This is a genomic window from Rhodanobacter sp. Col0626, from assembly GCF_049994385.1.
Taxonomy (GTDB): domain Bacteria; phylum Pseudomonadota; class Gammaproteobacteria; order Xanthomonadales; family Rhodanobacteraceae; genus Rhodanobacter.
Genome location: NZ_CP188260.1, coordinates 3,771,939 through 3,790,653 on the forward strand (window position 1 = coordinate 3,771,939; position 18,715 = coordinate 3,790,653).

Here is an 18,715-nt window from a genome sequence, read left to right on the forward strand (position 1 = left end):
ATGTGCGGCGTACATCAGTTATCGCGCCTCGCTGCAGGCGTGCGATGCAGCCAGCCCATGACCAGCGCCGGCACGATGATGAAAAGCAATTCCACGATCCCGTCATGCAGCGACATGCATCACCTCATTGGTTGTCTGCGCCAGCGCGAACAAACTGTACATGCTGGGGACTTGTCGCGATGAGGCGAAGCCATGCGCGCAACAACTGCAAGGCCAACTCAAATCCGCGCCGGACGTCATGTAGTCTTCAATCCTGAACCTTTGTCCGCGAGCTCGGGCAGCAGGCAACGAACGGACGGGCCCAGCTGCCGATCTATCGGAACCCTGCTTCGCCCCGCCCAGCTGACGTGCGAACCTGATCCTCCCTCGTGACGGAAATCAACCGATGCCCATCCTGCTCGCCCTTTCCCTGGCCGTCGCCACCCGGGTCGCCGCGGTCCAGCCATCGCCCGGCGCCGACCGGGCAGCGGCGATGGCCATCGTCAACGCCGCCCTTGCGGGTGTGTCCGCACGGAACGAAGCCGCCGTGCTTGCCCAGTTGCGGCCCACCGGCACGGCAACCGTGCTGATGGAGCAGGCCGACGGCAGCGTGACGGTACGCAGCTTCGACCTGAAAGCCTATGCGCACGCAGTCCCCGGTCCCGAGCGGTACGAAGAACGCATGCTGGATCCGCGTATCGAAATCGATGACGCGATGGCCACGGTGCGCGGCCGCTATACATTCGCGACCGACGGCAAGCTGCAGCATTGCGGGTTCGAACACTTCGAGCTCGTGCGCGATGGCGGACGCTGGAAAATCCAGAACATCACCTGGTCGGTGCGCACCAAAAACTGCAGTGGCTGAGCATCGGGCAACCGGCGTGTCGCGCGGCATATCGAACACGCTGCCATGACGTGCGTGTCCGACGCGCCGAGAACCGCAGCCTGGCCGGCTTGACGCCTGCCTCCAGGAGCATCAGCTACCGGTGCCATCACACCGTTTTCCCGGACTACGCCGGGTTGAGAACAGGGCCTCTCGTTTCGCCCTTGATTGGGTCGACGCCTTTTAGTGGTCATACTGTTCGGTTGCGACCCCACGGCTGCGTGACTTCCATGCATATCGGTATCGACTTCGGCACCAGTTATTCGGCTGCCGCCGCCATCATCGACGGCGAACTGCAGCTGGTGCGTTTCGGCGCCACCGAGCAGTTCCGCACCGCGGTGTTTTTCCCGGAACTGGTGCCCGACCCGGCAGACTTCCAGCTGACGACCGAGCTCGAAGCGCAGTTGGAGACCGAGCTGCGCCTGGCCCGCGCCCGCCAGCGCGAGATGGCGACAGCGGCCGCCGCGCGCGGTCAGACGCCGGTGGCACGCAGCGAAAGCGAGTTGCGACGCGAAGCATTGCGCGTGGTGCGTCGGCAATGGATGGAACAGCAGACCCGCGAGGCCACGGCCTCGGTCGCCAGCTTCCAGCACGCGCTGTTCGGCGAAGAGGCGGTGGAAGGCTACCTCGACAGCGGCGGCGGCAACCTGATCGAGTCGCCGAAGTCGATGTTCGGCTATCGGCTGGACCCGCAGGTGCGCAAGGTGATCGTGCATATCGCCACGCACATCCTCGAGCACATCAGGCTCTGCGCCAGCCGGCAGTTCGGCGTGCCGGTGCGCGGCGCGGTGATCGGCCGGCCGGTGGAATTCCGCAGCTCGATGGGCGCGCAGGGATCGGAACAGGCCATCGACATCCTGCGCGAGGCAGCGGGCGTGGCCGGTTTCGATCAGGTGAGTTTCCTGGAAGAGCCGGCCGCTGCCGCCATGCATTACCACAAGAGTCTCGAGGCACGGCAGCACGCACTCATCGTCGACATCGGCGGCGGCACCACCGACGTGGCGCATGCCGAACTCGGCGGCGGCGCGGCGCCGAACATCGCGCGAAGCTGGGGCCTGCCCAAGGGCGGCACCGATCTGGACGTGAGCATCAGCCTGCACAGCTTCATGCCGCTGCTGGGCAAGGACAGCATCCGCGTGCCGCAACACCAGTTCGTCGAAGCGGCCAGCGTGCACAACCTGCCCAAGCAACGCGAGTTCCGCAAGCAGGACTATCGCCTGGTGGACGAGCCTTACGGCACGCGCCTGCGCGCCCTGCAGGAACTCGGCGCCACCACCCGCCTCAATCAGTTGGCCGAGCGCACCAAGATCACCCTGAGCACCGCTGCGCACCATCGTGCCGAGCTGGACTTCATCGAGCATGGACTGGCCGTCGAGGCCAGCAGTGCCGACCTCGACGCCGCCATCGACACTTTTCTCGCCCAGCTCGAACGCACGCTGGCCACGGTGCGCGGCGATCTGGCCGAGCTGCCGGCCAGCGTGTTCCTCACCGGCGGCACCTCGCGCTCACCGCAGATCAAGGCCCGCGTGCAGGCCTGCTTTCCCGACATTCCGCTGGTGCAGGGCGACCCCTCGCTGGGCGTGGTGTCCGGACTGGCGGTCGCAGCGAGCGAGGCTGCCGGGTAACGCCGACAGATCGTGGCCGAATAAAATTCGGCCCTGGCACCGCATCTCTGCTCTGGCTTTGTACAAACCATGCAGCGCTGCCGCTACGCACCCTCGGCGATAGCGACAACTGCACGGGCTTCGCATGTCGCGGCAGGACTCAGATATTGCGCGACGTGCCGATGGACTTTTGGACGTCCAAAGTCGATCGCATGACCTCGGTGGTCAACCGGCGCTGGCCGGCTCACCCGCTCCCGCCGCTCCCGCGCTGCCAGCAAAATCGACCACCAGCGTAACCCGACGGTTGGGCGCGCCCGCGTCGCGCGACTGGCCGCGATCGACCTGGCGGTTGGTGTCCTCACCGTAACTCACGGCGCGCAGCCGGTCGGCGGACAAGCCACCGGTACCGACCAGGTAATCGCGCACCGCCGCGGCGCGCTTGGCGCCGAGGCGACGGTTGTAACCCGTGGAACCGGCGGGGTCGGCGAAACCTTCGACGGTGATCATGGCGCCGGGGTAATGGCTGCTGATGACCTTGGCGAAATCGTCCAGCAAGGGCTTGTCCTCGTCCCGCACGGCGGTGTCGTTGAAGGCAAAGTGCGCGGCGGTATCGACTCGAACGCGGCCACCCATTTCGGCGATCTGTGCATCGTATTTGGCGAATCGCTGCTGCATTTCCTGGGTCAGCGAATCCAGCTGCTGTTGCTGTTTCTGGTCGTTGGCGCGCAACTCGGCAATCGCCGAATCGAAGTCCGTCTGCTTCACGTAGTGCGTGCAGCCACCCAGCGTCACCGCCGCAAAAAACAGCGGAACGGACACTTTTCGCATAGTCGAGCTGATCATCACCTTCTCCTCGGGGTAGGAAACCGGGACGCGTACCAGGCGCAGACGCAACCACCGGCTTGGGGTCCAGCCAACCTAGCACCGCCAGGCCGCCGGAAGATTTACATCACCTGACTCGCGGGCTCACGCCTGGTGAAGTGATCTCATCCATGCATGGGGAGAAATGCGCTCCACCCACTCCGATAGAACGCACGGCGAAGGCGCGCACTCCGTTGTGTTGCGCAAGTAGAGGGACCTGCTGGTTGCAAGTCGAGCGACAGCGATGGGTTGTGCACTGCTTGGCAGCGCTTCGACTCCGCCCGCTGCGCAGGCTACGCTCAGCGCGAACGGCAGGGAGTCGTGTGGTCCAAGCGTGTGGCCCAAGTAAGGGCCGTTCGGCCGACCCCGGTCCCCACTACACCGCCCGCGCAGCAATCAGCGATCGGATATTTTGCGCATCCTCATCCGTCGCGGGGTTGTAGACGATCATGCTCAGGTCAGGCCGGCCATCGACGGCGAACGTGGAATATTCCAGCGCGACCGAACCCAGGATCGGATGGCGCAGGTGCTTGACGCCTCCGCCATGAACGCCAACGTCATTTTCGCGCCACAACGCCTCGAACTCCGGGCTGAGCTTGCAGAGCTCCTCCACGAGTTCGCTGACTTCGGAAACGGCACCGGCGCGCGCCGCATCCGCCCTGAATGTTCCGACCACGAAGCGGGCCACGCTTCCCCAATCGTGTTGCGCCGCACGGACGCGGGGATCGCCGAACATGAGCCGGAGGATGTTGCGCTGGCCCGAAGGCAGCAGGCCGTAATCCGTCAGCACCACCGTGGCGGCACGATTCCATGCGACGACATCCCAGGTGGCGGTCTTGATGAGTGCGGGGCTGACCTCGAGCGCATCGAGCAGGCGCTGCAAGCGGGGCGTGACACTTTCCGCGGCCTTGTAGCGCACTTCAGGTGGCCGCCCGAGTCCGAGCAGAAAAAGATGTTCGCGCTCGATGTCGGTCAGCATCAGCGCGCCGGCGATCCGGTTCAACACATCCGCCGAGGGCGCGCCGCCGCGCCCCTGCTCCAGCCATGTGTACCAGGTCGGGCTGATGTGGGCGCGCTGGGCGACTTCCTCCCGGCGCAACCCCGACGTCCGCCTGCGCACCACCGGGAAACCGAGGGCGGCAGGATCGAGCCGGGCGCGGCGATCCTTCAGATAGGTTCCAAGCCGGTTGCCGGTCTCGACGGGCATGCTGATCCTGTTGGTCGATATACCACGATAATGTCACTACTTTAACAGGATGAAAGATGGGTCGATCTTGGTCTCCGGACAACATCAGGAGACTTTCCCATGCGCGTATTTGTCACCGGCGCGACCGGCTTCATCGGCTCGGCCCTCGTTCCCGAACTCATCAATGCGGGCCATCAGGTGCTCGGGCTGACGCGGTCGGACGCGGGAGCCCGCGCCCTCATCGCCGCCGGCGCCGAGGCGCACCGGGGAGACCTCGAGGACCTGGAGAGTCTGCGCAGCGGGGCAGCCACATCGGATGGCGTGATCCACTGCGCCTTCGACCACGACTTCTCGAACTTCGTGGCCAATTGCGAGAAGGACGGACGTGTCATCGGGGCGCTCGGCGCCGTGCTCGCCGGATCCGACCGACCACTGCTCATCACGTCCGGGCCCGGCATGGGCAACGCGGTACCGGGCCAACCCGGCACCGAGGACGTGTTCAACACCCGTCACCCGAATCCACGCGTCGCGTCGGAACTGGCGGGAGCGGCTGCATCGGCCGCTGGGGTCAATGTTTCGGTGGTGCGCCTTCCCCAGGTCCACAACACCGTCAGGCAGGGCCTCATCACCCTGGCGATTGCCATCGCTCGCGAGAAGGGCGTATCCGCCTATGTGGGCGATGGCCTCAACCGCTGGCCGGCAGCGCACGTGCTGGACGTTGCACGCCTCTATCGGCTGGCGCTGGAAAGGCAGCAACCGGGTGCGAGGTACCACGCGGTCGCTGAAGAAGGCGTCGCCGTCCGCGACATCGCGGAAGTCATTGGTCGAGGCTTGAAGATGCCGGTGGTCGCCCTGCCACCCGAGGAGGCGGCAGGACATTTCGGATGGCTGGCGGCATTTGCCGGTCTGGATCTTCCGGCCTCAAGTGCGCAAACACGAGCGCAGCTCGGCTGGCATCCGGACGGTCCCGGACTGATTGCCGATCTCGAACAGATGGACTACCTCGACGCATGAAAAACGACTGATCGCACTTATCGTCAACCGGTCCCCGCGGTGCGGCAGGACCTCGCGCAGGCGATCCAGCGGAATCGCCTTGACGCCATGGCTGCTGCCGCTGCCATGGCGAAAACGGAGTCAGGTTCATTCACGGAGTGCCGGAAGTGAACCTGACCCCGGTCCGGTTAGCCAGCTCGCAGTAACCCGTGAGGACCCATCAATAGCCAGCCGCCAGACCGGCTGGACGACGGGGATCATTGGCGCCTTCCAGCAGGCCGGTTTTCGGATTGAGCAGGATCGCCTCGACGGCGCCCCCGCCGAACCGCTTGAAGGTGTAGCCCATCGCTTCCAGGGTCTTTTGCGACTCTGGCGTGAGCAGGCCCTGGCCGGCGTAGACGATGTCCGGATACCACTGTTGGTGCAGGCGTGGCGCGTTGACGGCTTGTTGCATGTTCATGCCGAAATCGACCACGTTGAGAAAGCTGCCCAACACCGACGAGATGATGGTGGCGCTGCCGGGACTGCCCGTGAGCATGAACGGCTTGCCGTCGCGCAGCACGATGGTTGGCGTCATGGAACTCAAGGGCCGCTTGCCCGGTTCGACCTGGTTGATCACGCCCTGGACCAGGCCGGCTCCGTTGGCCACGCCCGGCTTGCCGGTGAAATCGTCCATTTCGTCGTTGAGGAAGAAACCGGTATCGCCGGCGATCTGTTTGTTGCCGAACAGGAAGTTGACGGTGTAGGTGACGGCGACGGCGTTGCCGTCCTTGTCGACCACCGAGTAGTGTGTAGTGTGATGGCCTTCGGGTGCGCCGAGGCTGCCCTGGATCTCCGATGACGGCGTGGCCTTGTCCGACGCAATGGTCGCGCGAAGCTTGGCCGCGTGTTCGGCCGAGAGCAGCGTGTCGATGGGGTTGTGCACGAACGCCGGATCGCCCAGGTAGGTGTTGCGGTCGGCAAAGGCGCGGCGCTCGGCCTCGACCAGATAGTGCACGCTGTTGACCGAACCGTAACCCCACTTGGCCAGGGGATAGGGTTTGACGATCTGCAGGATCAGGCACAGCGTGGTGCCGCCCGAACTCGGCGGCGGGGCGGAAACCACGGTGTAGCCGTGGTATTCGCACTGGATCGGCTTTTCCCACTGCGCGGTGTAATCGGCAAAGTCGCGCAACGACAGGATGCCGCCGTTGGCGTCGCTGCCCTTGACCACGGCGTGGGCGATCGGTCCTTCGTAGAACGCCTTGGTGCCGCCTTTCGCGATCAGCTCCAGCGTATGCGCCAGGTCCTTCTGCACCAGCCGTTCGCCGACCTTGAAGGGCTTGCCGTGATTGAGAAAGATCGCCGCCACGTTGGCACGCTTGGCAAAATCGCTGTTGCCCGATTCGAGGCTGTCGACGTCACCCTGCTCGAGCACATAGCCGTCGCGGGCCAGCTTGATGGCCGGCGCGATGACCTGTTGCAGCGACATCGTGCCATAGGCCTTCAACGCGGTATCGAAACCCATCACCGTGCCGGGTACGCCTACACCGAGATAGCTGTCGGTACTGCGTCCCTCGACAACGTTGCCTTCGGCATCCTGAAACATTTTCGGCGTCGCTTTCGACGGCGCCTTTTCGCGGAAATCGAGGAACAGGTTGCGACCATCCTTGAGGTGCACGGTCATGAACCCACCGCCGCCGATATTGCCGCAGCACGGATGCACCACGGCTTCCGCAAAACCCACCGCCACGGCGGCGTCCACGGCGTTGCCGCCGCGCTTGAGAATATTCACGCCCACCATGGTGGCCAAGTGCTGTGCACTGACGACCATGGCGTGTTTGGCGGTTACCGGCTTGGCGTTCTGCAGTGCCGCCCGCATGCTGACGGGCTCATGGCCGGTCTCGTCAGGATTCACTTGCTGGGCGCAGGCCAGTCCGCTGAACGCCGCCAGCGTCGCCAGCACCAGCGCACGGCGCCTCCATCGGCTGCGGTGGAACGCCTCCGCATGCATGGCTGGCCTGGCATCGAATAGCAGTGTGCTTGGATCGGACATGTGTTCACCCTCGGCATGGATCGACCCAGCATAACCGCACCCGCGCGTGCGATGAAAAACCACCTCGTCTACCCATCGGTTCGCGCAGCCTGCGAGCAGGTTGTCCACATGTCCTCGACACCCATCGCGAAAACCAAACGAACCAGGTTCATCAACCACGTCCGGATAAGTGAACCTGCCCCGCTATCTCGCCGCTGTTTCCTACCCTAGTTCCTGTCCCTGCCACTGCTGCGACTGAGCGCGACAGCACGGTCCATGGCTCGTAGTGCATCGCGCTCCTCACCCAGTTGCTGATAAGCGTGGGCCAGCCCGAAATAGAAACGCGAGTCGCCGTCATAGAGGCGGATGGCCCGCCGGTAGTGCTGCACTGCTCCCTTGTAATCGCCCCGCTTCTCATCGTCCTCGGCCTGCAGGAACTGGAAGTAGGGGTCCCTCACCTGGATCTTCTCGAGACGCCTCGTATAGATGACACGGCGCGCTTCGTCGCCGTTGTTCCGGTACAGCGTGACCAGGTTGACAAGCGCACTCGCACTTTTCGGATCGAGCGCCAACGCCTTCAGGTAATCGCGTTCGGCCGCTCGCGGGTCGCCCTGGCGCAGTTGCAACACACCGGCATTGGCCCAGGCGCCGGCATAGCGCGGGTCCAGTTGCAACGCCATGGCCATGTACGGAGCGGCCGCCGCGGGCGAGGCACCGACAAGCAGCTCGGCGGCGCGGTTGTTGTAGTAGAGCGCCAGCAGATGCTGGTCGGAAATCGGCTCGGGCGGGTTGCGCGCCATCACCAGATCCCGCGCCACATCCACCGTGAAGCGCGAGCGACCCATGGTGATTCCCGCGTTGACGTGGTTGAACCGGTAGACGATGTCGTCGTCCACACGCCAGGTCACGATGTCGTCGAGCTCCTGCCCATAAGCCTGCAAGCCGGCCTCGCGTGCCAGCGCAACGGTCAACAGGGTGAAAGTCAGGCAGTTGGCTTTGCGTGTGCGGTAGGCCTGTTCGACAGTCAACGTGGCATCGACCGAATACTGCATGCCCAGGCCCGACTTCTGGAACAGGAAGTTTGCCAGCAATTCCAGTCGCGACCTTCCGGGACCGCCGGCATCGATGACCTGGTGCTGCAGTTGCGCACGCAACTCCGGCGGCACCGCCATGACCTGTTCCGGTCGCGGCATCGGCGCCACGGGCATGACCGATGCGGGCATGCCAATGGACCATGCCAGGATTGTTGCGTACGCCCAGATCACCATGCCGAAACCCTCCACGCCCTTGGGGGCGGGAACGTTTACCAAGGCCAGTCTAGTCCTTATCGCAGGCACCGGATCAGGTCCGGCGATGGGCAAATGACGCCGATCGGGTGGCTTGGTGTTCAAGCTGTCCACTGACCAAAACCGCCTTGCGCAGGCGTTGGCCTATGAGACTTCCTTTCTTCGCCACGGATTAGCCAAGCGCGATGTCGATGTCGCATTGGCCGTCGCAAAAGAACAGAAGTAGAGTCGACTATTGCGCTCTGAGGTGACCCGGAAAACGGGACGGGATGAGGTGGTCCCGATACCGCAATAATGCGTCAACGACGAAGGGGCCCCGGTCCCGTCAGCTGGAGTGGGTCATGGCCATGCGGTGGATCGTCTGCCTGTTGTTTCTTCTCTGCGCCGATGCGCGCGCGGGTGAACCCGTCGCCACGGTGCGCGTGGCCTTCGATCGCGATGGCATCACCGCCACGCGTGTCCACGGCCTGGCCGACAAGGCCGCGGGCCGCGAGATCAGCGCGGACGATCCGGTGCGCATCGCCTCGATCTCCAAGCTGGTCACCACGCTTGGCGTCATGCGACTGGTCGAGGCCGGCAAGCTGGATCTGGATACGGACGCATCCACCCTGCTCGGCTGGCGCCTGCGCAACCCGGCGTTTCCGCAGACACCGATCACCCTGCGCCTGCTGCTCTCGCACCGCTCCAGTCTCACCGACGCTGCCGGCTACTGGCAGACGCCACTGGGTGGAAAGCTGCGCGACATCGTCGAGAATCCGCGCGCGTGGGACACCACGCATGCGCCGGGAACGTACTTCCATTACACCAACCTCAACTTTCCCCTGGTGGCGCAGATCATGGAGCGCGCCACCGGCGAGCGCTTCGACAAGCTGATGGAGCGCCTGGTATTGCAACCACTGGGCATCGATGGCTGCTTCAACTGGGACCGCTGCGATGCGGCGACCGCTGCCCGTGCCGCGGTGCTGTACGACGCCAGCGGCAAGCCGGTGAAGGACGACAACCACGGCCGCAAACCCGATTGCCCGGTAACGCCGGCAAGCGACGGCAGCTGCGACCTGTCGCGATGGCGCGCCGGGGAAAACGGCGCCCTGTTCTCACCGCAGGGCGGCTTGCGTATTTCCGCCAATGGCCTGGTCCGCATCGGCCGATTGCTGCTGGGCAACGGCAGCATCGACGGCAAGCGCCTGCTCAAGCGAAGCTCCGTGCAGGCGATGATCACCCCGCAATGGCAGTACCGATCCGGCAACGGCCTGACCTACGAGCAAGACACCGGCGACGCCGACCTCGGCTTCTTCTGCCGCTACGGACTCGCCGTGCAAACGCTGGCCACACCGGTGAAAGGCTGTCGCGACGACCCGTTCGGCGACGGCGTGGCGCGCGTGGGCCATTCCGGCTCGGCGTACGGGTTGCAGGCCGGTGTGTGGGTCGATCGCAAGCGCGGCACCGGCGTAGTGTGGTTCGCCACCGGCATGCCGGACGAGCGCACGGGCGGGAAGTCGGCGTTCAGTGGCGTGGAGGAAGGGTTGGCGCATTAGAGGCCCCAATGGGGGCTAAGGAAAATGAACCTGATCCCTCATTTTTCGCGTTTGTCGTTGCAGCAAGGGCTTCAGTCAGCTGCAAGCGATGTCGTACCGACAAGCCGCCGCAAGCCCCCACGGGCGACATCGGCAAATTTGGACGCATCACCGTAAGCCCGAGCCGTAAGCATCGCGCCGTAAACAAGAGAGATGAACGCCTCGGCCTCCGCACTGGCTGCGCCATGAAACCGGAACACGCCCAATTGTGCGCCCCTGGTGAGGATCGTCTCGAGCCATCTGGACAAGTCACGAAAATGCGTGCGGACGCTTTCCGCCAGCTCGGGGGGCAACGATGGCAATTCCGCGGCCAGCATGCCTGCGACACAAAACGGCGCGGTGGCGTCGGCGATGCATTTTTCCCAGTATTGCGTATAAAACCGCAGCCTCTCCACCGGATCGAACTCGCCTTCAGCGAGTAGCGATATTTGCTGCACGATGCCGGCCCGCGATTCTTCGACAACCGCCCGCGCCAGGTCTGCCTTGGCCGGGAAATGGTGATGAATGCTCGCCTTGCGCACCTGGACCTCTTCGGCGACATCGGCGTAGCTGAAGCCGTTGTAGCCGCGTGTCTGGATCAGGTATCGGGCCGAATCGATCAACTTTTGATGGGTGGTCATAAGGCAAAATCTACCATTCGATAGGTAGATCATCAAGGAATTCATTGGCAAATACATTGATTATGTAAATAGCTTGACCACATACCTACCTACTAGTAGGGTAATCAGACTTTCTCAGGATGCCTCCCATGAATTCCCTTCGTCAGTTCTACTTCCTTCGCGCCGTCGTCGCCTTCGCTTGGGTGGCGCTCGTGCTGCTGTTTTCCAGATTGGCCTTGCCGACGCTTGTCGCAGACGTGCTGCTCCTGCTCTATCCACTGTGGGATGCCGTCGCGAACGTTCTGGATGCAAGGCGCTCGGGCGGCCTGGCTGCCAACCCGGGGCAGCGGCTCAATGCGGTGATCAGCATCGCAACCACAGCCGCGCTGGCCATTGCACTCGGCATCGGTGGGAACGCAGGCGGCGTGTTTACCTTTGCAGCCTGGGCCTTCTTATCGGGATTGCTCCAGCTCTTCGTTGGCGTCCGCCGCAGGAAGACGGGTGGTCAAGTTTTCATGATGATCAGTGGCGTGCAGTCGGCATTGGCCGGCGTGGTCATGGCCATGCAGGCGTTCGGAAAGGCCCCGACCATTGCCCAACTGGCCCCCTACGCAGCATTCGGCGGGCTGTACTTCCTCCTGTCAGCCTTGCGGCTGACCTTCAAACGCCCGACCCATGAAGCCTACGAGCGTGGTTCCGCCTGAGTCGGTCGCCCGGAGCAGCACGTCATGTCTGATCACGTCCGTCGATCCTCTTTCATTCAACTTGCCATGGTGTCCCTGGGGCTCGTCCTGCTTCCAGCGATGCGCACGTTCGCGAATTCCTCTCCTCCATCAAAAACAGCAACGCTTGACCTGACCTTGACCCCAACACATGCGCCCAACGGAATCGCAGACGGAGTGGCGGTTACCTATTCGTTTATTCCTGCACGTGGTTCCGAAGCGCCGTTGACCCTCGAACTGGACACGCTGGAGCCAGGACTGCAACGCAGCACCGACGTAGTCACCGACCTGGTCGTCTCCGATGACCGTGGCCCGCTTGCGCTAGGGCGCCGTGTTCGACGTGACAACGATGCCGGATCCCATGAAACGTGGACAACGGCGCATCCGACTTCGGGCGCGGTAAAGGTTTCCTATCGCATGCACGTGGCGCGCAACATGGTGACGAAGCGCGGCCCGCAATTCGATCTGCAGGCGGCAGGCGGTGGAGTGTCCGGGGGATATGTTGGCTTTCTCGTCTTGCCCGACATCTCGGGAGGGTCATTCGATACGCATGTGCGATGGCACCTCTTGCCCGGCGAAACCGCGGTTTCTTCTTACGGCGAGGGTGATTACAGAGGGATTTTCACGGCAGAAAAACTCACCGACACTCTATTTCTGGCAGGACCGGTGATGACGTACCGGGCTCCAGGTCAAACAAAGGATGCGGGGCTCGAAGTCTATGCTCTCGGGGTTGCGCAAGAGCAACTGAAGCAGGCCGGTGACTGGACGGCCCGCGCGCATGCTGCGGAGGTCAAAGCATTCAACCTCAGTGGAGATCGGCCGTATCGCTTCATGATCCGCTCTTACGACGGTGGCGCGAACGCCAGTGGCCGCGCGGCCGAGCAGTCGTTCTTGCTGTACGTACCGCAGGGATCCGATCCGGGGACAAACGCTCTGCACTACATAGTGGCCCACGAAATGGTGCATAGCCTCGCGCGCTATCTCGAGAAAGAGAATATCGATGGAGACTGGTACACGGAGGGAACGGCCAACTACCTCGCGATCACCGTACCTGACGCCGCTGGCCTATACACCCCTGCCCAATACCTGGAGCTCGTCAAAGCCGAGAGTGCAGGTTATTACACGAACGCGCAGAGGTCGCTGCCCAATAGCAAGCTTGCGGCTACGGTTTGGTCGGGGCGAAATGCTTGGCTGCTGCCGTACAACCGCGGGACGATGTATCTGGCAGACCTCGATGCCAAGCTGAGAACGCACGGAACGAAGGTCACCGTGCTCGCCCTGGTGAACGAGATGAGCAAGCGCATCAACGCCGGCGAGCCGTCGGACCGCCACACGTGGCTCGACGTTCTGTCAAAGAGGGTTGGACCGTGGGCGATCGACGACTGGAATGACATGATGAGCGGCAACGTCATTTTTCCCGCGAAGGGCGCGTTTGATTCGTGCATGCAGTCACGGAAGGAAGATGTTCGAATCTTCGATCTGGGTTTCTCATCGCCGGTTCGACTTATCGCCGGATCGACCATCGGCGGCCTGGTGCACGGCTCGAATGCGGAACGAGCCGGCCTGCGCAATGGCGATGTCCTCGTGACGGGCACGGACATCAATCCCATGGCTGAAAGCCTGGACAAGCCGGTCGTACTGCATGTTCGCCGAAGCGGCAAGCCGATGACGATCGCTTTTGATCCCCGTGGTGGATCGCAACCCGGCCTGGCGTGGACTTCCTCCTGCTTGCGTGGCGAGGTCCATTAGAAGTCGGATCCATGCGACGAAACGAACGGAGATGACGTCAGCGCCGCCGGCATGGCGAAGTTTTGTTTCATCCGCTCCACCTGCTCGACCGGTGGCCCTCCGACCATTCGTGAAACCGCGTGCTGCGCCCGTGTTTCGATGACTTTAGACAGATGACACGGGGCTGGGTGTTGGCGCCCACTGGCAACCTTGATACGAGGAGTTCGACCATGCGTGTGTTCCACCTGCTCGTCGCCTGTCTGATCCTGTTCTTCTCGAGTGGCGGCGCCATGGCCACCGAATCGTCGTTGCTCGATACGCGGGACGTCTTCAACCAGTTGCAGCAAAACGTCTGGTATCTGCCCACGTCCGACAAGGCGGCGAAGCTGTATGTAACCGAGGTCGGACAAGGCGCCCCGGTGGTGTTCCTGCATGGTGGTCCGGGTAACGACTTCAACTACATCATCGACGCGCTGCGGCCACAGCTGGCCGACCACCGCTTCATCCTGTTCGACCAGCGCGGCAGCCTGCTCTCGCCGGTAGCGCCGGACCAGGTCGACAAGCTGACGCTCGCGCAGCTGGTCGGCGATCTGGAGGCACTGCGGGTGGCGCTCGGACAGGACAAGCTGGCCTTGTTCGGCCACTCCTACGGCACCGTGCTGGCGATGGCTTACTACCAGGCGCACCCCGACCATGTCGAGCGCATGGTGTTGGCCGGTGCGCTGCCGCCGGCCATGTCGATCGCCGGAGGCGAGGCGGTCTACGAGAAGGCGCTCGATGCACGGCAGATGGCCATGATGGCGCGACCAGAGATCAAGCAGGCTTTGGCGGCGGCCGGGTTGCCGGCGGACAAGGCGGCGGATACGCCGCAGCAGGCGAGGATGCGGCAACGCATCCAGTTCTTCGCGCCGTCCAACATCGTGGACCTCAGGCACTGGCGCGAGCTGACCGGCGCAGGCATTTACTACAACGGCAAAGTTGGCGCCGCCATCGGCGCCAGTGTTCCCGCGGACATGGACATTCGACCGACGCTGGCAGCGCATCCCGTGCCCGTCACCGTCATCCAGGGCGACCGCGACTACGTCGATCCGGGCGCGCAGAACTGGTCAACGCTGGCCAAGGCGGGCAAGGTCGAGCTGCATGTCATGCACGCGGCGGCACATTACGCATGGATCGACCAACCAAAAGCATTCGCCGATGCATTGCGCGACGGCCTGGATCGAACGACCGGTCATTAGTGTGGGGGAACCAGACGGAGGAAGTTGATCCCGTCACACTTCAGTCCCCGCGGTTTGCGTTTCCAGGCTCGGCGTGGGTTTTCTTGCGTTGCGGGCTTTACGGGCGCTACTCCGCTCCGGTCCTTTTTTGGGGCGCTGTTCCACTCCGTTAGCTGTGCCAAACCGTGGCGGAGCCGGCTCTCCGGATGCCGGCTCCGTCGCTGTTCTCTCAGCTTCGCGCCGAGCCTGCCTCGGCCCATGCGATGGCATCCCCACCGGCGGGAATGCGCATCGGTGACGACGGGTCGGTGGCCGCTCGCCATACCGCTTCGGCCACGTCGGCCGCATGCGTGAGCGGGCCCGACTCGTCGCGCATGCCAGCCACAACCTTCTGCACGAGTTCGGCATAGGCTTCGTTGTCCATGCCATACATGTGGGCTCGTGCGTTGTCACCGAAGCGGGTCTCCGGCGAGCGCCCCGGCAGCACGAGGCGCACGCGCACGCCAAAGGGTTCCAGCTCGATCGCCATCGACTCGGTAAAAGCATTCACGGCCGCCTTGCTTGCGCTGTACACGCCGACCAGCGGAAGCGCCTTCAAGGTCACACTCGAGGTCACGTTCACCACCACCCCGGCCTTGCGCTGGCGGAACTGCGGCAGCACCGCCTGGGTCAACGCCAGCGTGCCGAACGTGTTGGTCTCGAACAGCTCGCGGGCGGTGGCCATCGGGGTGAGTTCGACCGGTGATGCGGCGCCGAAGCCCGCGTTGTTCACCAGCACATCGATCGGCCCCGCCGCCTCGACCGCCTGCTGGATGCTCCGCGGATCGGTGACGTCGAGGGTGATGACACGCAGGCGGTCGGAGACGGGCAGCACGTCCTCGCGTGGCGTGCGCATGGTCGCGATCACCTGCCAGCCGCGATCGAGGAAGGTGCGGGCGATCTCGAGGCCAAAGCCGGACGAGCAGCCGGTAATCAATACGGTCTTCATGGGGACTCCTTGCGTGGATGGATGGCGAGAACAGCACGATAGATCGCCAGCGCCGTACCCACTACCATTCAAAGTCCATGTTTCATTTGCAGGAGTCCGGCTATGATCGATCCGCTCGCCGAGGTAGTCGCGCTGCTGCAGCCGGGCGCGCGGTTCTCGAAAGTGGTGATTGGCGCCAGTCCCTGGCAGATCCGCCGCACGGACTCGGGGCAGCCGTTCTACTGCGTGATCCTCGAAGGTGCCTGCCGCGTCGAGGTCGACGGGCAGGCACCGATCGAACTGCACGCCGGCGACTTTCTGTTGGTGCCCGCGGCCTGGGGCGTGGCGATGTCTAGCCTCGAACCGCCCTCGCCCGGCATGGCCACGCCGCACGCCGCCGTGGGCGACGGCACATTCCGGATCGGCAAACAGGACGGCCCCACCGACCTGCGCATGCTGGTCGGCCACTGCAGCTTCGATTCGCCGGATGCCGCCTTGCTGGTCTCGCTGCTGCCCACGCTCGTGCACGTGCGCGGCGAGCACCGGCTGGCCATGCTGGTGAAGCTGGTGGGTGACGAATCGCGCGAACAGCGGCCCGCGCGCGAGATGGTGCTGGCGCGTCTGCTCGAAGTGCTGCTGATCGAAGCGCTGCGCTCCACCGCCGGCACCTTAGCGTCACCCGGGCTGGTGCGCGGGCTCGCCGATGCGCGCCTTTCGCTGGCGATCCGTGCCATGCACGAACAGCCGACGCGCGCATGGACCGTCGCGCACCTGGCCAGGGAAGCCGCGCTTTCGCGCTCGGCCTTCTTCGACCGCTTCAACCGCACCGTGGGTATCGCGCCCATGGCCTACCTGCTGACATGGCGCATGGCCCTGGCCAAGCGACTGCTGCGGCAGAACGAAAAGGGTATCGCCATCATCGCCGAACAGGTCGGCTACAGCTCGGCCAGTACGTTCAGCGTCGCTTTCAGCCGCCATGTCGGCCTGCCGCCGACGCGCTATGCGCGCGAACATGGCAGCGAATCGACAGGTCGCGCGGAATCCGAAACCGGAGTCCGCGTGGCGGAGTGACTGTTTATGGGCCTTGCCCAGCCAAGCGTTCGCGCACCAGGCCCGGGCGCTCGCGCGCGCTGTTCCGCTTCAGATGCGGGAGTCAGCGATCGCCGCGCGACAGGTCGTTGACCTTGTCCAGCCCATCCGCAACAAACCGGGCCAGGAAAGTGCACGGACCCCTGTTTTGTTCTGTCGTGCCGAGATGCCGAGGGCGCCAAAAAACCGGAGGCCGGCCGGGGAACCACCCTTCGGCCTGCCTCCGCTGATCCGCGCTATGCCGGGTCAGTGCAGCTCTTCGAGCACCTGGTCGCGCTCGATCTTGTAGACCTTCGCCGGCGGTTTGCTCGACTTCATCAGCTTGAGCCGGAAGTTGTGCGCCTGCTCGCAGGCATTGCCGCCCTTGGCGAACACACCGCCCTGGTTGCACTTCCAGTCATAGAAGTCGGCGATGCCGGCCGCCAGCTGCAGGCTGAAGTCGGTGCTTTTCGCCGCCGCGTCGAATGGCACGCCGGCCATCTCGTTCTGGAACCAGCGCATCCACTCCTTCGAGCCCACCGGCGGCACTTTGCTCGGTGCCTGGAAGGTCGGATTCATCGGCGACAGCTGCGGGCTCTCGGCCGTCATGTGGCAGCTCATGCAGGCACTGATCGGGTTGTCCACCGGGCCGTCCAGACGGCCATTCCAGCCCAGATGGGTCGGCGGCAGTTCGGGTTTGGCGTTGATCGCGGTTTCCTTGAGGTTCGGATTGATCTTCGTCACCGACGGTTGCTTGTTGGTATAGCTGTCGCCGTTGTCTTCCGGATCGTTACCCCACATCACGCCGACCGGTACCAGGTTGTCCCAGCCCGGCTTGCCGGTGATCGCACCGTTGTACTGGAACGTACCGAAGATCCAGCCGGTGTTCGGGATGCGCGAATCGCGCACCGCGAAATCCATCTGGATCAGCGCCACCGGCTTGATCTTGCGATCGGCCGAATCAAAAGTGTCAGTGACATACGCCTGCCACAGCACCGGGTTGACCAGGAATGGCACCTGGCTCAGGTCGACATCGGCGAACAGCGGCTTGCACACCACGGTACCGTTGTGAAAGCTGTTGGGGTGCGAGGTGACGCCGGGATCCGGATCCTGCGGGTTCTTCCACACCTGACCGAAGGTGTAGCCGCCGATGTCGTTGTAGATGCCCACGGCGAAAGTCTGACCGGTGGTGGTCTGCGTCGGAGCCAACTGCTTGGATTGGATCTGCGCCTCCTTGGTCAGGCCGTGTATGCCCTCGCGACCGAGCGGTCCGTAGTGCTGCCACGGCGCGTGGTACCACGAACGCACCTTGTTCTTCTCCACGTACCAGTCGTTTTCCACGTTGCCCTCGAGGCAGTAGCGCTTCACTGCCTCCGCATACGGTCGCCACGCCTCGAAATTGTTGCTGAGCGGACTGGGCAGCAACTTGAAGAATGCCGGCGGCGGGCCGCTGGGCAGCGTTTGCGGGTAATTCTGGCTGAGCTGGAAGATCGGACCGGTATAACTGGACGGTGGCTGGTAGCCGAAGTCCGGAAACGTGCCGGCGCTGACCGCACCGGCGGTCAACGCCAATGCCGCGGCGACGCCAAGGATTCTGCCTCGAAAGATGTGCATGAGCTAACTCCCGTGTATGAATGTGTCATCCCTCACACGGGTCTTGCACCCGTGTGTGCTGACGTCCGGACAACGACCGGCCCCGGACCGGCCAACGCCGGCTGCCGGCGATTGCATCGCCGCTTACGTCTGACTGTTCATGATTTCCCCTGGACACGCCCCCCGACGTGTAGCGTCACTTTCTCGCGAAGGACCTCTTATCGATGAGATGTTCGTCACATTTTCGACGCTGGTGAGGCCGCGGCGGCGTTATCGCCGTTCGTATCCATCGCACCGGACGACCGGCCATTCACGGGCGCAAACGGGACCGAACGCACAAAGACCACACTGAGCACCGCTGCGCATCATCGTGCCGAGCTCGACTTCGTCGAGCATGGACTGGCCATCGACACTTTTCTCGCCCAGCTCGAACGCACACTG

The 18,715-nt window shown here is 63.8% G+C and carries 15 protein-coding genes; 8 read left to right on the forward strand and 7 right to left on the reverse strand.

Annotated features, from left to right (window positions below):
- Positions 1 to 385: 385 nt before the first annotated feature.
- Both ACPPVV_RS16640 and ACPPVV_RS16645 read left to right on the forward strand, forming a co-directional pair.
- Positions 386 to 844, forward strand: a complete 459-nt coding sequence (locus ACPPVV_RS16640) for a hypothetical protein (RefSeq protein WP_426700981.1) — start codon at positions 386 to 388, stop codon at positions 842 to 844.
- 248 nt (positions 845 to 1,092) lie between these two features.
- Positions 1,093 to 2,487, forward strand: a complete 1,395-nt coding sequence (locus ACPPVV_RS16645; RefSeq protein WP_426700982.1) for an Hsp70 family protein — start codon at positions 1,093 to 1,095, stop codon at positions 2,485 to 2,487.
- A 204-nt stretch (positions 2,488 to 2,691) separates the two neighbouring features.
- Here the strand turns inward: ACPPVV_RS16645 and ACPPVV_RS16650 are convergent, their stop codons facing one another.
- Together ACPPVV_RS16650 and ACPPVV_RS16655 are read right to left on the reverse strand one after the other, a co-directional pair.
- Positions 2,692 to 3,309, reverse strand: coding sequence for an OmpA family protein (locus ACPPVV_RS16650; protein WP_426700983.1), 618 nt, complete (start codon positions 3,307 to 3,309; stop codon positions 2,692 to 2,694).
- A gap of 394 nt (positions 3,310 to 3,703) precedes the next feature.
- Positions 3,704 to 4,534: a helix-turn-helix transcriptional regulator gene (locus tag ACPPVV_RS16655; protein ID WP_426700984.1), complete on the reverse strand. Its 831-nt coding sequence runs from the start codon at positions 4,532 to 4,534 to the stop codon at positions 3,704 to 3,706.
- Positions 4,535 to 4,633: 99 nt separating this feature from the next.
- Between ACPPVV_RS16655 and ACPPVV_RS16660 the strand changes: the two genes are divergently transcribed.
- Complete coding sequence (locus tag ACPPVV_RS16660; protein WP_426700985.1) at positions 4,634 to 5,527, forward strand: SDR family oxidoreductase; 894 nt, start codon at positions 4,634 to 4,636, stop codon at positions 5,525 to 5,527.
- A gap of 199 nt (positions 5,528 to 5,726) precedes the next feature.
- On the opposite strand, the gene ggt is transcribed toward ACPPVV_RS16660, so the two are convergent.
- Positions 5,727 to 7,541, reverse strand: coding sequence for a gamma-glutamyltransferase (gene ggt / locus ACPPVV_RS16665; protein ID WP_426700986.1), 1,815 nt, complete (start codon positions 7,539 to 7,541; stop codon positions 5,727 to 5,729).
- A 206-nt stretch (positions 7,542 to 7,747) separates the two neighbouring features.
- Entirely contained in the window at positions 7,748 to 8,743 is a 996-nt protein-coding gene (locus ACPPVV_RS16670) for a tetratricopeptide repeat protein (RefSeq protein ID WP_426700987.1), read from the reverse strand.
- Positions 8,744 to 9,147: 404 nt separating this feature from the next.
- On the opposite strand from ACPPVV_RS16670, the gene ACPPVV_RS16675 reads away from it, so the two are divergent.
- Positions 9,148 to 10,341, forward strand: a complete 1,194-nt coding sequence (locus tag ACPPVV_RS16675) for a serine hydrolase domain-containing protein (protein ID WP_426700988.1) — start codon at positions 9,148 to 9,150, stop codon at positions 10,339 to 10,341.
- Positions 10,342 to 10,412: 71 nt separating this feature from the next.
- On the opposite strand, the gene ACPPVV_RS16680 is transcribed toward ACPPVV_RS16675, so the two are convergent.
- Positions 10,413 to 11,000 carry a TetR/AcrR family transcriptional regulator gene (locus ACPPVV_RS16680; protein ID WP_426700989.1) on the reverse strand — a complete coding sequence of 196 codons (588 nt, stop codon included), beginning with the start codon at positions 10,998 to 11,000 and terminating at the stop codon, positions 10,413 to 10,415.
- Between the two features lie 128 nt (positions 11,001 to 11,128).
- Here ACPPVV_RS16680 and ACPPVV_RS16685 point away from each other — a divergent pair, with 128 nt between their 5' ends.
- The 3 genes from ACPPVV_RS16685 to ACPPVV_RS16695 all read left to right on the forward strand — a co-directional run bounded on the left by ACPPVV_RS16685 (position 11,129) and on the right by ACPPVV_RS16695 (position 14,667).
- On the forward strand, positions 11,129 to 11,683 hold the full coding sequence (locus tag ACPPVV_RS16685; RefSeq protein ID WP_426700990.1) for a hypothetical protein: 555 nt from the start codon (positions 11,129 to 11,131) through the stop codon (positions 11,681 to 11,683).
- A gap of 24 nt (positions 11,684 to 11,707) precedes the next feature.
- On the forward strand, positions 11,708 to 13,450 hold the full coding sequence (locus tag ACPPVV_RS16690) for a hypothetical protein (protein WP_426700991.1): 1,743 nt from the start codon (positions 11,708 to 11,710) through the stop codon (positions 13,448 to 13,450).
- 209 nt (positions 13,451 to 13,659) lie between these two features.
- Positions 13,660 to 14,667: an alpha/beta fold hydrolase gene (locus ACPPVV_RS16695; protein ID WP_426700992.1), complete on the forward strand. Its 1,008-nt coding sequence runs from the start codon at positions 13,660 to 13,662 to the stop codon at positions 14,665 to 14,667.
- A gap of 208 nt (positions 14,668 to 14,875) precedes the next feature.
- Here ACPPVV_RS16695 and ACPPVV_RS16700 read toward each other — a convergent pair whose 3' ends face one another.
- Positions 14,876 to 15,634 carry an SDR family oxidoreductase gene (locus ACPPVV_RS16700; RefSeq protein WP_426700993.1) on the reverse strand — a complete coding sequence of 253 codons (759 nt, stop codon included), beginning with the start codon at positions 15,632 to 15,634 and terminating at the stop codon, positions 14,876 to 14,878.
- A gap of 102 nt (positions 15,635 to 15,736) precedes the next feature.
- On the opposite strand from ACPPVV_RS16700, the gene ACPPVV_RS16705 reads away from it, so the two are divergent.
- Complete coding sequence (locus ACPPVV_RS16705; RefSeq protein ID WP_426700994.1) at positions 15,737 to 16,684, forward strand: AraC family transcriptional regulator; 948 nt, start codon at positions 15,737 to 15,739, stop codon at positions 16,682 to 16,684.
- Between the two features lie 264 nt (positions 16,685 to 16,948).
- Here ACPPVV_RS16705 and ACPPVV_RS16710 read toward each other — a convergent pair whose 3' ends face one another.
- A complete protein-coding gene (locus ACPPVV_RS16710; RefSeq protein WP_426700995.1) occupies positions 16,949 to 18,295 on the reverse strand; it encodes a hypothetical protein in 1,347 nt (448 codons plus the stop codon).
- Positions 18,296 to 18,715: the final 420 nt, after the last annotated feature.

What these genes read in the sequence shown, in the direction of transcription:
- ACPPVV_RS16705 (WP_426700994.1), top strand. Translation starts at nt 15,737, where the DNA reads ATGATCGATCCGCTCGCCGAGGTAGTCGCGCTGCTGCAGCCGGGCGCG.
- ACPPVV_RS16710 (WP_426700995.1), bottom strand. Translation starts at nt 18,295, where the DNA reads ATGCACATCTTTCGAGGCAGAATCCTTGGCGTCGCCGCGGCATTGGCG.
- ACPPVV_RS16690 (WP_426700991.1), top strand. Translation starts at nt 11,708, where the DNA reads ATGTCTGATCACGTCCGTCGATCCTCTTTCATTCAACTTGCCATGGTG.
- ACPPVV_RS16650 (WP_426700983.1), bottom strand. Translation starts at nt 3,309, where the DNA reads ATGATCAGCTCGACTATGCGAAAAGTGTCCGTTCCGCTGTTTTTTGCG.
- ACPPVV_RS16670 (WP_426700987.1), bottom strand. Translation starts at nt 8,743, where the DNA reads ATGCCCGCATCGGTCATGCCCGTGGCGCCGATGCCGCGACCGGAACAG.
- ACPPVV_RS16700 (WP_426700993.1), bottom strand. Translation starts at nt 15,634, where the DNA reads ATGAAGACCGTATTGATTACCGGCTGCTCGTCCGGCTTTGGCCTCGAG.
- ACPPVV_RS16675 (WP_426700988.1), top strand. Translation starts at nt 9,148, where the DNA reads ATGGCCATGCGGTGGATCGTCTGCCTGTTGTTTCTTCTCTGCGCCGAT.
- ACPPVV_RS16645 (WP_426700982.1), top strand. Translation starts at nt 1,093, where the DNA reads ATGCATATCGGTATCGACTTCGGCACCAGTTATTCGGCTGCCGCCGCC.
- ACPPVV_RS16695 (WP_426700992.1), top strand. Translation starts at nt 13,660, where the DNA reads ATGCGTGTGTTCCACCTGCTCGTCGCCTGTCTGATCCTGTTCTTCTCG.
- ACPPVV_RS16680 (WP_426700989.1), bottom strand. Translation starts at nt 11,000, where the DNA reads ATGACCACCCATCAAAAGTTGATCGATTCGGCCCGATACCTGATCCAG.
- ACPPVV_RS16655 (WP_426700984.1), bottom strand. Translation starts at nt 4,534, where the DNA reads ATGCCCGTCGAGACCGGCAACCGGCTTGGAACCTATCTGAAGGATCGC.
- ACPPVV_RS16685 (WP_426700990.1), top strand. Translation starts at nt 11,129, where the DNA reads ATGAATTCCCTTCGTCAGTTCTACTTCCTTCGCGCCGTCGTCGCCTTC.
- ACPPVV_RS16640 (WP_426700981.1), top strand. Translation starts at nt 386, where the DNA reads ATGCCCATCCTGCTCGCCCTTTCCCTGGCCGTCGCCACCCGGGTCGCC.
- ACPPVV_RS16660 (WP_426700985.1), top strand. Translation starts at nt 4,634, where the DNA reads ATGCGCGTATTTGTCACCGGCGCGACCGGCTTCATCGGCTCGGCCCTC.
- ggt (WP_426700986.1), bottom strand. Translation starts at nt 7,541, where the DNA reads ATGTCCGATCCAAGCACACTGCTATTCGATGCCAGGCCAGCCATGCAT.